The 16,441-nt window shown below is 71.7% G+C and carries 11 protein-coding genes; 10 read left to right on the top strand and 1 reads right to left on the bottom strand.

Annotated elements, in window-relative coordinates:
- Positions 1-9: 9 nt before the first annotated feature.
- Positions 10-3,795 (top strand): S8 family serine peptidase, encoded by a 3,786-nt coding sequence (locus tag AB0C30_RS34290; protein WP_357952280.1) that lies wholly within the window; start codon positions 10-12, stop codon positions 3,793-3,795.
- Here the strand turns inward: AB0C30_RS34290 and AB0C30_RS34295 are convergent.
- Entirely contained in the window at positions 3,768-5,720 is a 1,953-nt protein-coding gene (locus tag AB0C30_RS34295; protein WP_357952281.1) for a BTAD domain-containing putative transcriptional regulator, read from the bottom strand. The two genes, AB0C30_RS34290 and AB0C30_RS34295, sit on opposite strands and share 28 nt — an antisense overlap.
- A gap of 204 nt (positions 5,721-5,924) precedes the next feature.
- On the opposite strand from AB0C30_RS34295, the gene AB0C30_RS34300 reads away from it, so the two are divergent.
- From AB0C30_RS34300 to AB0C30_RS34340, 9 genes are read left to right on the top strand one after another with little or no spacing between them, the layout of a single operon-like run.
- A complete protein-coding gene (locus AB0C30_RS34300; protein WP_357952282.1) occupies positions 5,925-7,472 on the top strand; it encodes an amino acid adenylation domain-containing protein in 1,548 nt (515 codons plus the stop codon).
- Between the two features lie 12 nt (positions 7,473-7,484).
- On the top strand, positions 7,485-7,721 hold the full coding sequence (locus tag AB0C30_RS34305) for a phosphopantetheine-binding protein (protein ID WP_357952283.1): 237 nt from the start codon (positions 7,485-7,487) through the stop codon (positions 7,719-7,721).
- Positions 7,718-9,064, top strand: a complete 1,347-nt coding sequence (locus AB0C30_RS34310) for an FAD-dependent oxidoreductase (protein ID WP_357952284.1) — start codon at positions 7,718-7,720, stop codon at positions 9,062-9,064. Before AB0C30_RS34305 ends, AB0C30_RS34310 begins: the two co-directional genes overlap by 4 nt.
- Positions 9,057-10,757: a class I adenylate-forming enzyme family protein gene (locus AB0C30_RS34315; protein ID WP_357952285.1), complete on the top strand. Its 1,701-nt coding sequence runs from the start codon at positions 9,057-9,059 to the stop codon at positions 10,755-10,757. The genes AB0C30_RS34310 and AB0C30_RS34315 overlap by 8 nt, the downstream gene beginning before the upstream one ends.
- Positions 10,754-12,124: a lysine 2,3-aminomutase gene (locus tag AB0C30_RS34320; protein WP_357952286.1), complete on the top strand. Its 1,371-nt coding sequence runs from the start codon at positions 10,754-10,756 to the stop codon at positions 12,122-12,124. Before AB0C30_RS34315 ends, AB0C30_RS34320 begins: the two co-directional genes overlap by 4 nt.
- The gene (locus AB0C30_RS34325; RefSeq protein ID WP_357952287.1) at positions 12,121-13,113 is read left to right on the top strand and encodes a hypothetical protein; all 993 of its coding nucleotides are present in this window, start codon (positions 12,121-12,123) and stop codon (positions 13,111-13,113) included. The genes AB0C30_RS34320 and AB0C30_RS34325 overlap by 4 nt, the downstream gene beginning before the upstream one ends.
- Entirely contained in the window at positions 13,110-14,339 is a 1,230-nt protein-coding gene (locus AB0C30_RS34330) for an AMP-binding protein (RefSeq protein WP_357952288.1), read from the top strand. The genes AB0C30_RS34325 and AB0C30_RS34330 overlap by 4 nt, the downstream gene beginning before the upstream one ends.
- A complete protein-coding gene (locus AB0C30_RS34335) occupies positions 14,336-15,589 on the top strand; it encodes an MFS transporter (protein WP_357952289.1) in 1,254 nt (417 codons plus the stop codon). Before AB0C30_RS34330 ends, AB0C30_RS34335 begins: the two co-directional genes overlap by 4 nt.
- Positions 15,586-16,434, top strand: coding sequence for an SDR family NAD(P)-dependent oxidoreductase (locus tag AB0C30_RS34340; RefSeq protein WP_357952290.1), 849 nt, complete (start codon positions 15,586-15,588; stop codon positions 16,432-16,434). The genes AB0C30_RS34335 and AB0C30_RS34340 overlap by 4 nt, the downstream gene beginning before the upstream one ends.
- Positions 16,435-16,441 lie beyond the last annotated feature (7 nt).

The following is a 16,441-nucleotide window of genomic DNA, read 5'->3' on the forward strand; positions in this document are numbered from 1 at the left end:
GGGGCGACGATGGATCTGTCCACATCTCCTGGACGCACTACCAGCAGGCGCCGCCGGCTGGTGGCGGCCATGGCATTAGCCGGATTGACGCTGACCGGAGCGGCCTGGCCCGGTCCGGTGACCGCGGAAGCCGAACCGGAACAGCAGAAGACCTACATCGTGCAGATGGCCGCCGACCCCGTCGTGACGTACGAGGGCGACGTGGCCGGGCTGTCCGAGACCAAGCCGCAGCGGGGCGAGAAGATCGATCCCCGCTCCACCGAGGTGACCAGGTACGTCGACCACCTGCGCGGCCGGCACGACGCCGCGCTCAAGAAGGTCGGCGGTGAGAAGGTCTACGAGTACGCCTACTCCTACGGCGGTTTCGCCGCCCGCCTGACCGCGTCCCAGGCGTCGCAGCTGCGCGCGATGTCCGACGTCGTGACCGTGGTCGAGGACAAGAAGGTCTCGGTGCAGACGTCCTCGACGCCGTCCTTCCTCGGGCTGGACGCGCGCGGCGGACTCTGGGACCAGCTGGGCGGGCCCACCGGCAAGCGCCCGGGCAAGGGCGCCGGCGAGGGCCTGGTCATCGGCGTGATCGACAGCGGCATCTGGCCGGCCAGCAAGAGCTTCGACGGCCGCGACGCGGACGGGAAGCCGTACGGCCCGGTTCGCGGATTCCACGGCACGTGTACGACGGGGAGCCCGGACGACTCCTGGAACAGCGGGATGTGCAACGGCAAGCTGATCGCCGCCAAGCACTTCGACGCCGGGTGGGGCGGTGACGCGGGAATCAAGGAGCAGCTCCCGTGGGAGTTCCTGTCGCCGCGCGACTACAACGGGCACGGCACGCACACCTCCTCCACCTCGGGCGGCAACTACGGCGTGCCGGCGACCGGGGCGGCCGCGGCGTTCGGCAAGATCAGCGGCATCGCGCCGCGGGCCCGGATCGCCGCCTACAAGGCGCTCTGGTCGACGCAGGACGCCTCGACGGCCAACGGCTACTACTCGGACCTGGTCGCCGCCATCGACCAGGCGGTGGCGGACGGTGTCGACGTCATCAACTACTCGGTCTCGGGTACGCAGTCGGACTTCCTCGACCCGGCGGAGATGGCGTTCCTGTCCGCCGCGGAGGCGGGCGTCTTCGTCGCCGCCGCGGGCGGCAACAGCGGCCCGGCCGCCGCCACCGTGGCGCACCCGTCTCCCTGGGTGACCACGGTCGCGGCCGGTACGCACAACCGCGGCACGCAGGGGTCGGCGACGCTCGGCAACGGCACCACTTACAGCGGCGCCTCGCTGGCCGCCACCAAGGTCGGGCCCGCGCCGCTCGTGGACGCCACGGCGGCGGGGCTGCCCGGCGCCGATCCGACACGGCTGGCGCAGTGCTACGCCGCCAGGGACAACGACGGCAAGGCGGTGCTCGACCCGGCCAAGGTGAAAGGCAAGATCGTCGTCTGCGACCGCGGCGAGACGCCCCGCGTCAACAAGAGCGTGGCCGTCGCCGAGGCGGGCGGCGTCGGCATGATCCTCACCAACACCGACGAGAACTCGCTCAACGCCGACCTCCACTCCCTGCCCACGGTGCACCTCGCAGTCAAGGACAGGCAGGCCGTCAAGGACTACGCCGCCGCCGACGGCGCGACGGCGACGATCGACCAGGCCAAGATCAACAACAACACGCCGGCTCCGTACGTCGCGGAGTTCTCCTCGCGCGGCCCGCTGTACGCCGCGGGCGGCGACCTGCTGAAGCCGGATGTGATCGCTCCGGGGCAGGACATCCTCGCGGCGTTCGCGCCGCCGGGCGCCAACGGGGCCGAGTTCAACATCTCCAGCGGCACCTCGATGGCGGCCCCGCACGTCGCCGGGCTCGCCGCGCTGCTGAAGGACCTGCACCCGGACTGGTCGCCGATGGCGATCAAGTCGGCGCTGATGACGAGCGGCTCCGACATCCTCGACGGGCCCGGCACCGACCCGTCGGTGATCTTCAGCCAGGGTGCCGGCCACGTCACCCCGAACAGCGCCGCCGACCCCGGCCTGGTCTACGACAGCGGCATCAAGGACTGGATCGCGTTCCTGTGCGCCACGACCAAGGGCGTGTCGGACCAGGTCTGCGACGCGCTGGCCAAGAAGGGCTATTCGCTCCAGGCGCGTGAGCTGAACGTGCCCTCGATCTCGCTCGGGCGGATGGCCGGCACCCAGACGGTGACCCGCAAGGTCACCAACGTCGGCCGCTCGACCGCCACGTACACCGCCTCCACCGCCGGCCTGACCGGGATCACGGCCAAGGTCACACCGAGCCGGATCACGCTGCGGGCGGGGCAGACGAAGTCGTTCGCGGTCTCCTTCACCCGCACTACCGCCCCGATGAACAGCTACCAGGGCGGGCGGCTCATCTGGAAGGACAGCCGCCACACCGTACGCGTCCCCGTCATCCTGCGTCCGGTGCCCGAGACATGGGCGGCCACCCACGGAGTCACGGGCGGGCAGGACTCCGCCGAGTTCATCGCCCTGGACCCCAAGGGCAAGCGGGTCTACGTGACCGGCGCGAGCTTCGGGTCCTCGCCCGGCATGCTCAGCCCGCGGATCGAGACCGTCGCCTACGACGCGGCGACCGGCGCCGAGCTGTGGAGCAAGGGCTACACGGGCCCCGCGGGGAACTATGACGAACCGCACGCGCTCGAGGTGAGCCCCGACGGGAGCAAGCTCTTCGTCACCGGCACGAGCGCCGGGAAGGAGACCGGCAACGACGCGGTCACGATCGCGTACGACACCGCCACCGGCCAGGAGCGCTGGATCGCCCGGCACACCGGGCCGGCGGGTCTGTCGGACTTCGCCAACGCGCTGACGATCGGGCCCGACGGGAAGAGCGTCTACGTCACCGGGATGTCCACGCTGGCCGAGGGCGGCAAGGACGACTTCTTCACGGTCGCCTACAACGCCGACAGCGGTGAGCGTACATGGCTCGCGTACTACGACGGGCCCGGAGCGGCCACCGACGACGCCAGGGCGATCAAGGTGACGCCGGACGGGTCCAAGCTCGTCGTCACCGGCCAGAGCCAGGGCGAGCCCGGCACCGGCCTGTCCGACTGGGGCACGGTCGCCTACGACGCCCGCACCGGCGAGCAACTCTGGACGGCCCGGCACAACGGCCCGTCGAACAGCATCGACATCCCCGTCGGCATGTCGGTCGCCCAGGACGGTAAGTCGGTCTTCATCACCGGAGCCAGCCAAGCCCCCGGCACGCAGACGGACATGACCACGATCGCCTACGACACCACCTCAGGAAAGGAGATCTGGGCGGACCGCTACGACGGCGCCGCGCACGGCAGCGACAACCCGCACGACATCACCCTGGCGCCCGGCGGCGGCAAGCTGTACGTCACCGGCAACACCGAGGGCGAAGGGACGCGGTCGGACTACACCACGATCGCCTACGATCCCGCCACGGGTAAGCGGTCCTGGGTCCAGCGCTACGACGGCCAGGCGAAGGGCGACGACGTCGCCTGGGACCTCGCCGTGACGCCGGACGGCGGCAAGGTCGTCGTCACCGGTCAGAGCACGGACGACGTGGCCAGGGGCGGCGACTACGTGACGATCGCCTACGACGCCGCGACCGGCGGGCAGACCTGGACGGGCCACTACGACGGCCCGGCCGGCGCCTCGGACAACGCGCACGCGCTCGCCGTGGACGCGGCCGGCGGTGCCGGGGTCCGGATCTTCGTGACCGGATCGAGCGCGACAGGCGGGAGCCCGCCCGACGCGCTGGAGATCGACTTCGCGACGGTGGCCTACTTCGAGCCCTGGAAGAAGCCCTGATCCTGGAGTGAATCGCGCGCCTCCGGCTCCCGCCGGGGGCGCGCGAGGCGTGTCAGGGCTTCGGCGAGGGTACGGTCGAGCTCGCTCTCCTCGGCTCGGGCACGCTCGCGGGCGTACTCCCGCATCAGGTCGTGGAAGGTGTAACGGCCCGGCTCACTCTCCTCGATGAGGTGCGCGGCGGCGAGCCGGCACAGCAGGAGGTCGGTCTCGTCCGGGGGCGCACCGGAGAGCGCGGCGGCGGTCTCGGCGGTGAACGTCGGCCCGGGGATGAGGCCGAGCAGCCGGAACAGCCGCCGTGACGGCGGGTCCAGACGACGATAGGACAGGTCGAACGCCCCACGCACCGCCGCGTGCGGATCCCCGTTGACCGCCAGCGAGGACAGCCGGGTCCCGGCGAGGCGGCGCACCTGGCCGGCGATGCCCCCGGCGGGTCGGCCGAGGACGCCGGCCGCCGCGACGCGCAGCGCCAGTGGCAGGTAGCCGCAGGCACTGGCCAGCTCACGGGCGGCGTCCCGCTCGGCCGCCAGGCGCTCGTCGCCGAGGAGCCGGCCGACCAGGGTGCCCGCCTCGTCCGGGGCCAGCATGCCGAGCGGAACGGGGATCACGCCGTCCCGGGCGACGAGGCCGGTCAGCCGGTCCCGGCTGGTGATCACGGTGGCGCAGCGCCGGCCGCCGGGCAGGAGCGGACGGACCTGCTCCTCGCTGCCCGCGTCGTCCAGGATCACCAGGACCCTCCTGTCGGCGAGCAGGCTGCGATAGGCGGCGCTGGCCTCCTCCTCCGCGTGCGGCACCCGTTCGGCGGGCACGCCGAGCCCGCGCAGGAACTGCCCGAGCGCCTCGATCGGGCGCAGCGGACGCTCCGGCGAGTGGCCGCGCAGGTTGACGTAGAGCTGGCCGTCCGGGAACAGCGAGCGCATCCGGTGCCCCCAGTGGACGGCCAGCGCCGTCTTCCCCACCCCGCCCGTGCCCGTGACCATGGAGATCGCCGCCGTGTCGCCGCCGGTCGCGGCCGAGTCCAGGAGACGGAGCTCGGCCGCCCGCCCGGTGAACTGCCCCGGCTCCGGCGGCAGTTGCGCCGGCATCGCCGACGCGTCCCACGTCTCGCCCTCGTTGAGAGCGACCCCGTTGAGAGCCGAAAGGTCGGGTGACCTGATGGTGGAGACCTTCCCCCGGAGGATCCGCTGGCGCAGTTGCCGCAGCTCGGGACTGGGGTCCAGACCCAGCTCCTCGATGAGGCGGCGGCGGGTGCGTTCGTAGCGCTCCAGCGCGTCCACCCGCCGGCCCGCCCGGTACAGCGCCAGCATGAGCAAGCCGACCAGGCCCTCCCGGAACGGGTTCTCCGCGACGAGCGCGATCAGCTCGGGGACCAGCCCGGCGTGCCGGCCCGCCCGCGTCTCGGCGTTCAGGCATTCCTCGGTGACCGCGAGCCGTTCCTCGACGAGGGCGTCGCGCAGCAGGTCCAGCAGCCCTCCGCCGGAGACGCCGCTCAAGGGCTCGCCCCGCCACAGCGCCAGCGCGCGTCTGAGCCCGGCGGCCCGTGCCTCGGCGGACTCCATCGTCCGCGCGCGGGCGACCGCGTTCCTGAACTCGTGTACGTCCACCTGCTCAGCGGCGAGCCTGAGCAGGTAACCCTGCGAGTAGTACGCGATCGTGACGTTGGCTCTGGCCAGGGCGGGCCGCAGCCGCGAGACGTACCCCTGCACCATGCCCCGGGCGCCCGTGGGGGCCCGCTCTCCCCACAGCCCTTCGATCAATCGTTCGACCGACACGGTCCGGCCCGCCTCCAGCGCCAGCAAGGCCAGCACCGCCCGCTGCCGGGGTGGTCCGAGTAAGACCTCCTGATGTCCGTGCCACGCTCGCACCGCTCCCAGCAGTCCGATCTTCAGCGCTTGGCCGAGGCCCTGCAGTTCTAATCCGTCTGGCATATCGCTCCCCGTCTGGCACGTCGTGGTTACAGGCCGCCATACGAAAGACACGAGACGCAGTCCAGTAGAAATCCTTCCGGAATCAAGCCCCCCTGCAGCGCCGTGCGGCACTCTGAACGCGTTCTCCGGGGTGCATTCGACGTCGAATGACCGTGGGATGAAAATACGCGGTGCTCCCCGGGGTCAGCTCGGAAAGAGGCAACCTTGTTTTATCCGTACGACCTGATCAAGGACTTCGCCGGCGCGGCCGGCCGCCATCCCGACCGCCCGGCCATCGCGTACAACGGCCAGACCCTCACCTACGCCCAACTCCACGCGTGGATGTGCGCGACCGGCCGGCGGCTGGGCCCGCGTCCCGGGGTGGTCGGGGTGCTGGCGTCCCGGTCGCCGGAGACGGTGGCCGCCCTGCTCGGCATCCTGGTGGCGGGCGGAACGTACGTACCGATCGATCCGGGATTCCCGTTGCCGAGGCGGCGGGCGCTGATGTCGGCGAGCGGGTGCACGACGCTGATCCCCACCACCAATTCCACCAAGCCCACCAAGCCCACCAGCAGTCCCAATGATCCCGCCGACCCCAGTGAGCCCGGCGTGCGCCTGGTGGATCTTCCCGATCTCCCCTCCCGCGCCGAAGCGGGCCAGGCCGCCCGTACACCGGACACGGAGGTCGTCGTCGCCGGGGACGATCCGGCCTACATCCTGTTCACGTCCGGATCCACCGGCGCGCCCAAGCCCGTGGTGACCCCGAGGCGGGCCATCGCCGTCGTGACCGGCGCGCTGCGGGAGCTGTTCGGCCTCACCCCCGAAGACCGCGTCCTGCAGTTCGCGTCCCTGAACTGGGACACCTGCTTAGAGGAGATCCTGCCCACCCTCACCACCGGCGCGACGCTGGTCTTCCACGACCACGCACACTCGGGATCGTTCCATCGCATGCTGCGCATGATCGCCGCCGAGCGGATCACCGTGCTGGACCTCCCGTCGGCGTTCTGGCACGAGCTGGTGCGCCACCTGGTGGACGAGGGGGCCACGCTGCCCGCCTGCGTCCGGCTGGTCGTCATCGGCGGGGAGGCCGTGAGCGCGGCGCGGCTGGCCGACTGGCGCGCGCTCGACACCGACGGGATCCGCCTGGTCAACACCTACGGGTGTACGGAGACGACGCTCATCACCCACGCCATAGACCTGCACGGCCCGCTGGCAGCAGGGGGAGCGGGGGAGCGGGTGCCGATCGGGCGGCCGCTGCCGCACGTCGGGCAGCACGTCAGCGAGGATGGCGAGCTGCGGGTCGGCGGTCCGTCACTAGCGCTGGGCTACCGGGGCCTGCCGGAGGCGACGGCGGAGCGGTTCGTCGAGCTCGGCTCCGAGCGGTACTTCCGTACCGGCGATCGGGTCGGCGTGGCCGCCGACGGCACGCTCACGCACGAAGGCCGGCTCGACCACGAGCTCAAGATCCGCGGCATCCGGGTCGATCCGGGCGAGGTAGAGGCGCAGATCTCCGGTCATCCGCGAGTGCGCGCCGTGGCGGTGGCGGGCGTCACCGTCGCCGACCACACGACGCTCGCGGCCTACATCGTCCCCGGCCGACCCGCCGACGGCGGCACGACGCTGGCCGCCGATGTCCGGGATTACCTGCGCGACCGCGTCCCCTGTCATCTCGTGCCCAGCCGGATCACCGTCGTCCCCGAACTCGTCTACACGGCGAGCGGAAAAGTCGACCGGGCCGGTTCGCATCGGCGATACGCGTCCGCCACCGTTTGAGGAGACCATTCCGTGAATGTCAACGCCGTCTCGGCGGTATTTCAGCGTGTCCTGGAGAATCCGGAAGTCAGCGCGGACTCAGACTTTTTCGTCATGGGCGGGGATTCGCTGCTCGCCACCCGTGTACTGAGCGCGATCGCCCGTACCAGCGGCGTTGAACTGGATTTCGACGACTTCCTCGACGCGCCGACCCCGAGCGCCCTGGCCAAGAAGATCGCGAGCGCCGAGCAGAGCGCGAGCCCGGCATGAGCGTCGTCGTCGTGGGAGCCGGCCTGGCCGGGCTCACCGCCGCCACGGACCTGGTGGCGAGCGGCGTCGAGGTCACCGTCCTCGAGGCACGCGAGCGGGTCGGCGGCCGTACGCACGGCATCGAGGTCGCCCCGGGCGTCTGGGTGGACGCGGGCGCCGCGTACCTGGGAGACCGGCACACAGCCCTGACCGCCCTGCTGGCCGAGCTGGACCTGAAGACCACCCCGACCACCATGACCGGCGCGAGCCGGTTCGCGCTCGGCGGCGAGGGGCAGGGCCAGACCCGGGCCGGCCGGTTCCCGCCGCTGTCGGCGGTCGCGCTCGGCGAGCTGTTCGACGCGCTGGACGAGCTGGACCGCGGGGTGCGCGCGGACGCCCCCTGGCTGTCGGCGGGCGCCGCCCGGCTGGACGCGCTGACCGCGGCCGAGTGGGCGCGCGAGCACCTGCGTCATCCGGACGCGCGGATGTTCTTCCCGCTGTTCCTCGGCGAGATGATGGCCGCCGACCCGGCGGACGTGTCCGTCCTGCACATGGCCTTCTACCTGCGCTCGGGCGGCGGGATCCGCTACCTGAACGCCTTCGCGGGCGGCGCGCAGGAGGACCGGATCGATGGCGGCGCGCACCAGGTGTGCCGGCGGCTGGCCGCCGGACTGGGCGACCGGGTGCGGCTGGGCGAGCCGGTGCGCGCGATCCACCAGGACGGCGACGGCGTGACCGTCGTCGCCGCGACCGGATCGGTACGGGCCAAGGCCGTGGTCGTCGCGGTGCCGCCGTCGCTCGCCGACGCGATCGACCACTGGCCCGGCCTGCCCGAGACCCGCTCCGGCGAGCGTACGGCGCCCGGCTGCGCGGTGAAGGTCCACCTGGTGTACCCGACGCCGGCCTGGCGGGAGCAGGGGTTGTCCGGCTGGTCGGTCAACGCGCGCGGCCCCTTGCTGTCCACCGTGGACGACTCGCCGGTGGACGGCGGAGTGGGTGTGCTGACCGGGTTCGTGACCGGCGGGGAGGCGCACAGGTACGCCGCGCTGCCCGCCGCCGAGCAGCGCGAGCAGGCGGTCGCCCAGGCGGCGCGGCTGTTCCCCGGGCTGCCGGAGCCGATCGGCTGCCACATCACCGACTGGGTCCACGAGCGCTACAGCCGGGGCTGTTACGCGGCGCTGTTCGGGCCGGGCGACTGGCCGCGGCTCGGCCCGCGGCTGACGGCCCCCCACCGGCGGGTGCACTGGGCCGGCACCGAGACGAGCACGGAGTTCTTCGGACTGATGGAAGGAGCCATCCGATCGGGGCACCGGGTGGCCGCGGAGATAAGCGCGACGTACCGATGGAGGGACATCCATGACTGACAGCACGTCCATCGCTCCCCTGGCCGTCCGGCAGGGATTCATGACCGAGCCCGGCCTGGGCGCGGGCAACTTCCTCGACCACGCCCTGGCGGCCAACCCGAACCGGGCGGTGCCGTTCGTCTACAGCCACCACAACGACCACCGAGGCCGGGTGGTGCTGCGCGGCCACAGCCTGGTCGACCTCGCGGCGCTGCGCGACCGGTACGCCAAGTGGTACTGGGCCAACGGGGTGCGGCCCGGCGAGCCGGTGGGCATCGTGGTGGCCGAAGGGCTCGAACCGCTGCTCCACTTCCTGGCGCTCACGGCGCTCGGCGCCATCCCGACGATGATCAACGACGCGATGCGGGCCGACGTCATGGTCCGCTACCTCGACCACGTGGGCGTCGTCGGCATCGTCGCCGACGACACGACCAGGCTGCAGATGGCCTACCGCAATGCCCCGCAGACCAGGCCCAGGTTCATCGCCCTGGCCGCCGAGGTACGGGCCTACGACGCCGACTCCGGCCGCTTACCGGAGGAGTACCCCTACCAGCACGCTCCCGACGACATCGTGGCGTTGATCCACTCCTCCGGCACCACCGGCACCCCGAAGTCGACGACGCTCGGGCATCGCAGCTTCTGGGACGGCAAGCAGCCGCGGATGCTGCGCTTCCCCGCCGAGCCGTACGACAAGCTGATGTCGCTCATGCCGCACACCCACGCCGGCGGGCTCAGCTACTTCCTCACGGCGGTGCTGCTCGGACTGCCGACCGTGGTCATGGCGGACTGGCGGCGCACGGTCGTGGAGCCGGTGATGGAGGCGTTCCAGCCGACCATGGTGGCCTCCTTCCCCCGGACGTTCGTGGAGCTGGCCACCGGCGAGCTGCCGGTCAAGGGGGCGGCGAAGGTCCACTCCTGGTTCAACACCGGAGACAGCGCCCATTACGGGCACATCAGGCGGCTGGTCGAGCTCGGCGAGCGGCCCGCCGGCCTGATCAAGTCGTGGCTGCTTCCGCAGGGCGACGCCGGCGAGCCGCTGCCCGGCTCCCAGTTCGTCGACGGGCTCGGCTCCTCGGAGATGGGGATGGCGCTCTTCGGCCAGGTGACCGCGCCGGAGACCCCGCGCGACGACCGGTGCGTGGGCAAGGCGCAGGACGCGGTGATCAAGGCCGCGGTGCTGGACGAGAACGGCGAGGAGGTGCCCGACGGCACCGTCGGCCTGCTGGCCGTGATCACCCCCTCGCGTACGCCGGGCTACTGGAACGACCCGCGGCTGACCAGCAGCTTCGAGCTCAACGGCTACTGGCTGACCGGGGACGTGGCGCGCCGGGACAGCGAGGGCAATTTCTACCACCTCGACCGCACCGTGGATGTCATCGACACCGCGACGGGGCCGGTCTACAGCCTGCCCATCGAGGAGATCCTCATCGCCGACTGCGCCGACCTCGTCCAGGACTGCTCGGTCGTGGGCGTGCCCGGCAAGGCGGGGGAGGGGCAGCGCCCGATCGCCGTGGTGCGGTTGCAGGCCGGCGCCGCCGACGCCACCGCCGACGAGGTCATGGACAAGGCGAACAAGGCCCTCGCCGACGCCGGTCTGGCCACGCTCGCCACCGTGATCATCGCGCGGACCGACGAGGACTATCCGCTCGGCCCCACGGGCAAGGTGCTCAAGCGCGAGCTCCGTACCCGCCACGCGGTGCTGTTCACCGGATGAGCCATCAGATGAACGCCGACGCCGCCCGCGGCCCGTACACCTATGTGCGCCGTCCGCTCGTCGAGCCGGACTGGCGACGGCTGCCGGGCTGGCGCGGCGTCACCGACGCGCAGTGGCGCGATGCCCAGTGGCAGCGCGCCCACTGCGTGAAGAACGCCGGGCAGCTGCGCGCGGTGGTGGGCGACCTGCTCCAGGGGTCCTTCTACGCCGACCTGGCGGCCGACGTGGCCCGGTTCGCGACCATGTCCATGCTCATCACGCCGCAGTTGCTCAACGTGATGACGCCGGAGCCCGTGAGCGATCCGGCCGCGTTCACCCGGGCCTTCCTGGCGGACCCGGTCCGCCGCTACCTGCTGCCGGTCCGCTCCGACCGGCATCCGGTCTGGCCCAGCCATCCGCGCGCCCGCCGCGACTCGCTGCACGAGGCCGAGATGTGGGTGGTGGAGGGGCTGACCCACCGCTACCCGACGAAGGTGCTGGCCGAACTGCTGTCCACCTGCCCGCAGTACTGCGGGCACTGCACCCGGATGGACTTGGTCGGCACCTCGACGCCGCAGGTCGTCAAGGCCCGGCTCGCGCTCAAGCCCGTCGATCGGCAGGAGCTGATGCTGGACTACCTCAAGCGCACGCCCGGCGTACGCGACGTGGTGGTCTCCGGCGGCGACGTGGCCAACCTGCCGTGGCCGCGGCTGGAGGCGTTCCTGCTGCGGCTGCTCGAACTGGAGTCCGTCCGGGACGTCCGCCTGGCCAGCAAGGCGCTGATCGGCCTGCCCCAGCACTGGCTCCAGCCCCGCGTGGTCGAAGGGATGGGCCGGGTGGCCGCCATCGCCCGCGCCCGCGGCGTGAACCTGGCCATCCACACCCACGCCAACCACGCCCGGTCGGTGACGCCGCTGGTCGCCGAGGCGGCCCGGGTCATGTTCGAGGCGGGCGTACGGGACGTGCGCAACCAGGGCGTGCTCCTGCGCGGCGTGAACACGACCACGGAAGACCTGCTGGACCTCTGTTTCGCGCTCCACGGCGAGGCCGGAATCCTGCCCTACTACTTCTACCTCTGCGACCTGATCCCCAACGCGGAACACTGGCGGATCCCGGTCCACCAGGCCCAGCGGCTGCAGGAAGCCATCATGGGCTACCTCCCCGGCTACGCGACGCCGCGGCTCGTGTGCGACGTGCCCTACGTCGGCAAGCGCTGGGTGCATCAGGTGGTGGAGTACGACCGGGAACGCGGCATCTCGTACTGGAGCCAGAACCACGGAATCGGGCTCCAGCCGGTCGAGGACCGCATGTTCCCCTTCTACGACCCGATCGACACCTTGCCCGAGCCGGGCCGCCGCTGGTGGGCCGACGGAGAGGGACGACCATGACCCCGAGCACGCTGCGCCGCATGTGCTGGATCTTTCCCGACCGCGAGTCCACCCGGGGCACCGCGATGTGGCACCCCTTCTTCTGGGACCTCTACGCCGAGGTGGCCGCCGAGCTCGGCCTGAGCTGGTGCCGGCATGCCCCGGACGCGGTGACGGTCGACGGCCTGGAGACCGGCAAACCGCGTGTCTACGTGGACGACGAACTCGTCACCCCGGAGGACACGCTCTTCATCACCGCGTTGTACTCGCTGCCCTACCAGTCCATGGACGTCTTCAACCAGTACGCGCTGTACGCCGTGCTGGAACAGGCCGGCTTCTACCTGTCGTTCCCGCCCAGCCTGTCGCCCATCGCCAACGACAAGCTGGCCACGGTCCTCTACCTGCACGATTCGCCCATCCCGCCGGTGCCCACCCTCCGCATCGGAACCGGGCGGGACACCAGCAAGCACCTGTACGAGGTGGCGCTGGCGAACCTGACCTACCCGGCCATCGTCAAGCCGTCCGGCTGGTGCGGCGGCGGCGGGGTGAACCTGGCCCGCGACGCCGAAGAGATCCGCGGCCTGGCCAGCCTCGCGCAGGGCGGCGACACCACGCTCGTGATCCAGCCCTACCTGGGCGACGGCACGGTCGACTACCGGGTCTACGTCGTCGACGGCGAGCCGTACGCCGTGATGAAGCGGATCCCCGAGCCCGGCTCGCCGGTCGCCAACGCCAGCCGGGGCGGCGCGATGGAGTTCCCGCCGGTCCCGCCCGAGCTGGCCGAGGCGACGGCGTACTTCTACGACAAGCTGCCCATCCCCTTCTTCTGCGTCGACTTCCTGTTCGACGGCGAACGGTACTGGTTCTCCGAGCTCGAACCCGACGGTGTGATCGCCCCGGACTACGGCGACCCGCACCGCACGCTCCAGCGCGAGGTCACCCGGGCTCGCTGGACGGCCTACCGCGACGCCCACACCCGCTGGCTGACCGAAAGTCAGGTGAAGAAATGACCGAATCGTTCTCGCTGTCGCCCGAGGCGGCCGAGCCGCATCTGCGCGTCCCGCGCCGAGCCCTGGAGCGGCTCAAGACCGTGCCCGCGCTGGCGCCACGCTACGCCGGCTGCGACAAGCTGCTCACGCTGGAGGACGTCGCCGCGCTTCCCCCGCTGGCTAAGGACGACCTGAACGTGGCGCTGGCGCACCTGACGCCCAAGGCCGAGCAGGGTGCCACCTGGCTGTTCCAGAGCGGCGGCAGCACCGGCGCGCCCAAGGTCGGCTACGCCCCCACCGGGTTCTACATGGCCGGCGTGTACGAGCAGTGGCGGCCGCTGGACCCGGACGACGTCTTCGTCAACGGCTGGGGTGCCGGCCGCATGTGGGGCGCCCACTTCCTGGCCGGGGCCTTCGCCGACCTGTCCGGCTGCCGGGTCATCGCGCTGGGCTCGGTGACGAAGGAGGAGTACGGCGACTGGCTGTCGTTCTTCGCCGCCCAGGGCGTGACCGCGTTCGGCGGCACCCCCAGCGTGCTGCGGCTGTGGTTCGCGCACGCGCGGGCCACCGGCGTTCGCCTGCCCGCGCTGCGCAAGGTGCTCTGGCTGGGGGAGGCGTGGCACCCCCAGCTCGACGAGGACATGGCCGTGGTGGCGCCGGACGCGCGCCGCTGGGGCATGTTCGGCAGCACGGAAACCTGGGTGATCGGCACCAACACCCCGCAGTGCCCGGCCGACGTCTTCCACCCGCTGCCCGCGCAGCTCGTGCACACCGACGCCGACGAGCTGCTGGACTTCACCACGCTCGACCCGGACATGCTCAACCCGGTGCTGCGCTACCGCACCGGCGACGCCGGCCGCTTCGTCACCTGCGAGTGCGGCCGGGAGGACCGGGCGCTGCGGGTGCTGGGCCGCCGCGACTCGGTGGTCCAGGTACGCGGACTGGGGCTGCACGTGGACGACATCCTCGCCCAGGCGGAGCGCGAGCCGGGCGTCTCCCGGGCGCAGATCCTCATCACCGAGCAGCGCGGCCGGGTGTCCGCGGTGGACGTGCTGCTGCTGACCGACGCGGACGCGCCGCCGGACCTGCCCGAACGGCTGCGGGCGGAGCTCATGTCCGCGACGTTCACGATCAGCACGGCCTTCCAGCACGACCCGCACGCCTTCCGGGTCACGGCCGTCGACGCGCTGATCAGCAACGAGCGCACCGGCAAGACCGCCGGCTTCGTCGTACGGGAGGAGCCGTGAGGTTACCGGAGTCCCTGGGCAGGCAGTTCAACCTGTACTGGGGCGGTCAGACGGTGAGCCTCGTCGGCGACCGCGTCACGGTGTTCGTGGTCCCGACCCTGATGATCTTCGTGCTGCACGCCTCCGCATTCGAGGTGGGCGTCGTGGCCATGGCCCAGTACCTCGGCATCCCCGTGCTGGGGCCGGTCGCCGGGGTGCTGGTCGACCGGTGGGACAAGCGCCTGACCATGCTGCTGTGCGACATCGTACGGCTGGTGGCGGTGACGGCGATCCCCGTGGCCTACTGGTTCGGTGTGCTGTCGACGCCGTTGCTGTTCGTCTGCGTGGCGCTGATCAGCGGCGCGACGATCTTCTTCAACGTCGGCTACCTCGTCGCCGTGCCCACCACGGTGCCGGAGGACAAGCTGGTGCGGGCGTACTCGCGCCTTGAGGGCAGCAGCACGGTGTCCGAGGTGGCCGGGCCGTCGATCGCGGCGGGCCTGTACCACGTGCTCGGGGTGGCCGCGCTGCTCGTCGACGCGGCCAGCTACCTGGTCTCGGCGGCGTGCTTCCGCGCCATGCGGCCCTGGGGGGTCAAGGCCGTCCAGCAGGGTTCCGTGTGGTCGCGGCTGGTGCTGGGGTTCCGGCTGAACTGGGCCGATCCGGTGCTGCGCCGGGTGGTCATCGCGGCCGTGACCCTGAACTCGGGCGGCCCGATCTTCGTCACGGTCCTGCCGGTACTGGCCTACCAGGGCCTGGGCATCTCGGTGGGCGTGTTCGGGGCGGCGATGTCGGCCGGGGCGGGCGGCGCGGTCATCGGCGCCCTCGTCGCGCCCAAGATCAGCGACCGGCTGGGCCTCGGCCGGACCATGGCCTGGGGACTGCTGCTGCACTGCCTGGTCGGCCTGGGCATCCTCGCCGCGCCCGCGCTGCCCGCCGCGCCCGTGATCGCCGTGACGTTCGGCTGCTACGGCTTCTTCATGTCGTGCATCAACGTCTGCAGCGCCCCGATCCGCCAGTCACGGATGACGGCCGAGAACCAGGGCGTGATGCACGCGGCCTTCCGCACCGTGACCTGGGGAGTGATCCCGCTGGCCGCCCTCGTCGGCGGCACGGCGGTCACCCTGCTGACCGGCAGCCTGGGCGTGCTCGACGCGGCCAAGGTGGTCATGGTCGCCGGCACGCTGCTGGCCGCGTTCTCCTTCCTGCCCGCGGTGGGGATCCAGCCGCTGATGAACCGCGCCAAGAACCTTGAGGAGAGCCCGGCATGACCGTGCTGATCACCGGTACGTCCTCCGGCATCGGCCTGGCCACCGCGGTCACCGCCGCCAGGGCCGGGTTCACCGTGGTGGCGACGATGCGCGACCCGGGCAAGGACGGCGCGCTGCGCGAGGTGGCCGACCAGGCCGGGGTCACGCTGGACATCCGCCGCCTGGACGTCACCGACGCCGCGTCCATCGACTCGTGCCTGCAGGGCGTGCGGGAGGAGTACGGGCGGCTGGACGCGGTGGTCAACAACGCCGGCGTCTCCAACTTCGACCCGACGATGGAGATGTCCACCATGGAGGCCCTGCGGGCCAACCTGGAGGTGAACTTCTTCGGCGTCATCGCCGTGAGCCGGGTCGCGATGCCGCTGCTGCGTGCCGCCCGTGGCCGGCTGCTGACGATCGGCAGCGTGCACGGGGTCGTGGGCCAGCCGTTCAACGAGGCGTACGCGGCGGCGAAGTGCGCGGTCGAAGGGTTCATGGAGAGCCTGGCTCCGGTCGCGGCGGCGCACGGGGTGCGGGTCAGCGTGGTCGTGCCCGGCTTCGTACCAGACACCGAGTTCGGGATTTTTCCGGACATCAACCGGGGGACCATCCGGGCGGCCTCGGGGCCGTACGCGCGGACGTTCGACGGCTACCTCGACTGGGTGCGCGGCGCGGGCTGGGAGGGCGCCGGCCAGTCCAAGTGGGAGGTGGCCGAGGTGGTGGTGCGCGCGCTGAGCGAGGACGAGCCGCCGTTCCGGGTGCCCACCAGCGAGTGGGTGGCGGCGTACCTGGCGCGGAAGCTCGCCGATCCGGACGGGTCGGCCGTCCAGACGCAGGCCAGGACGTGGATCGGGGCCGCGGTATGAGCCACGG

Source organism: Nonomuraea sp. NPDC048901, from assembly GCF_040649695.1.
In the GTDB taxonomy this organism is placed as follows: Bacteria; Actinomycetota; Actinomycetes; order Streptosporangiales; family Streptosporangiaceae; genus Nonomuraea.

Excerpts from the sequence above, each read along its gene's own strand:
- AB0C30_RS34295 (WP_357952281.1), bottom strand. The coding sequence starts at position 5,720 with ATGCCAGACGGATTAGAACTGCAGGGCCTCGGCCAAGCGCTGAAGATC.
- AB0C30_RS34310 (WP_357952284.1), top strand. The coding sequence starts at position 7,718 with ATGAGCGTCGTCGTCGTGGGAGCCGGCCTGGCCGGGCTCACCGCCGCC.
- AB0C30_RS34340 (WP_357952290.1), top strand. The coding sequence starts at position 15,586 with ATGACCGTGCTGATCACCGGTACGTCCTCCGGCATCGGCCTGGCCACC.
- AB0C30_RS34330 (WP_357952288.1), top strand. The coding sequence starts at position 13,110 with ATGACCGAATCGTTCTCGCTGTCGCCCGAGGCGGCCGAGCCGCATCTG.
- AB0C30_RS34315 (WP_357952285.1), top strand. The coding sequence starts at position 9,057 with ATGACTGACAGCACGTCCATCGCTCCCCTGGCCGTCCGGCAGGGATTC.
- AB0C30_RS34320 (WP_357952286.1), top strand. The coding sequence starts at position 10,754 with ATGAGCCATCAGATGAACGCCGACGCCGCCCGCGGCCCGTACACCTAT.
- AB0C30_RS34325 (WP_357952287.1), top strand. The coding sequence starts at position 12,121 with ATGACCCCGAGCACGCTGCGCCGCATGTGCTGGATCTTTCCCGACCGC.
- AB0C30_RS34290 (WP_357952280.1), top strand. The coding sequence starts at position 10 with ATGGATCTGTCCACATCTCCTGGACGCACTACCAGCAGGCGCCGCCGG.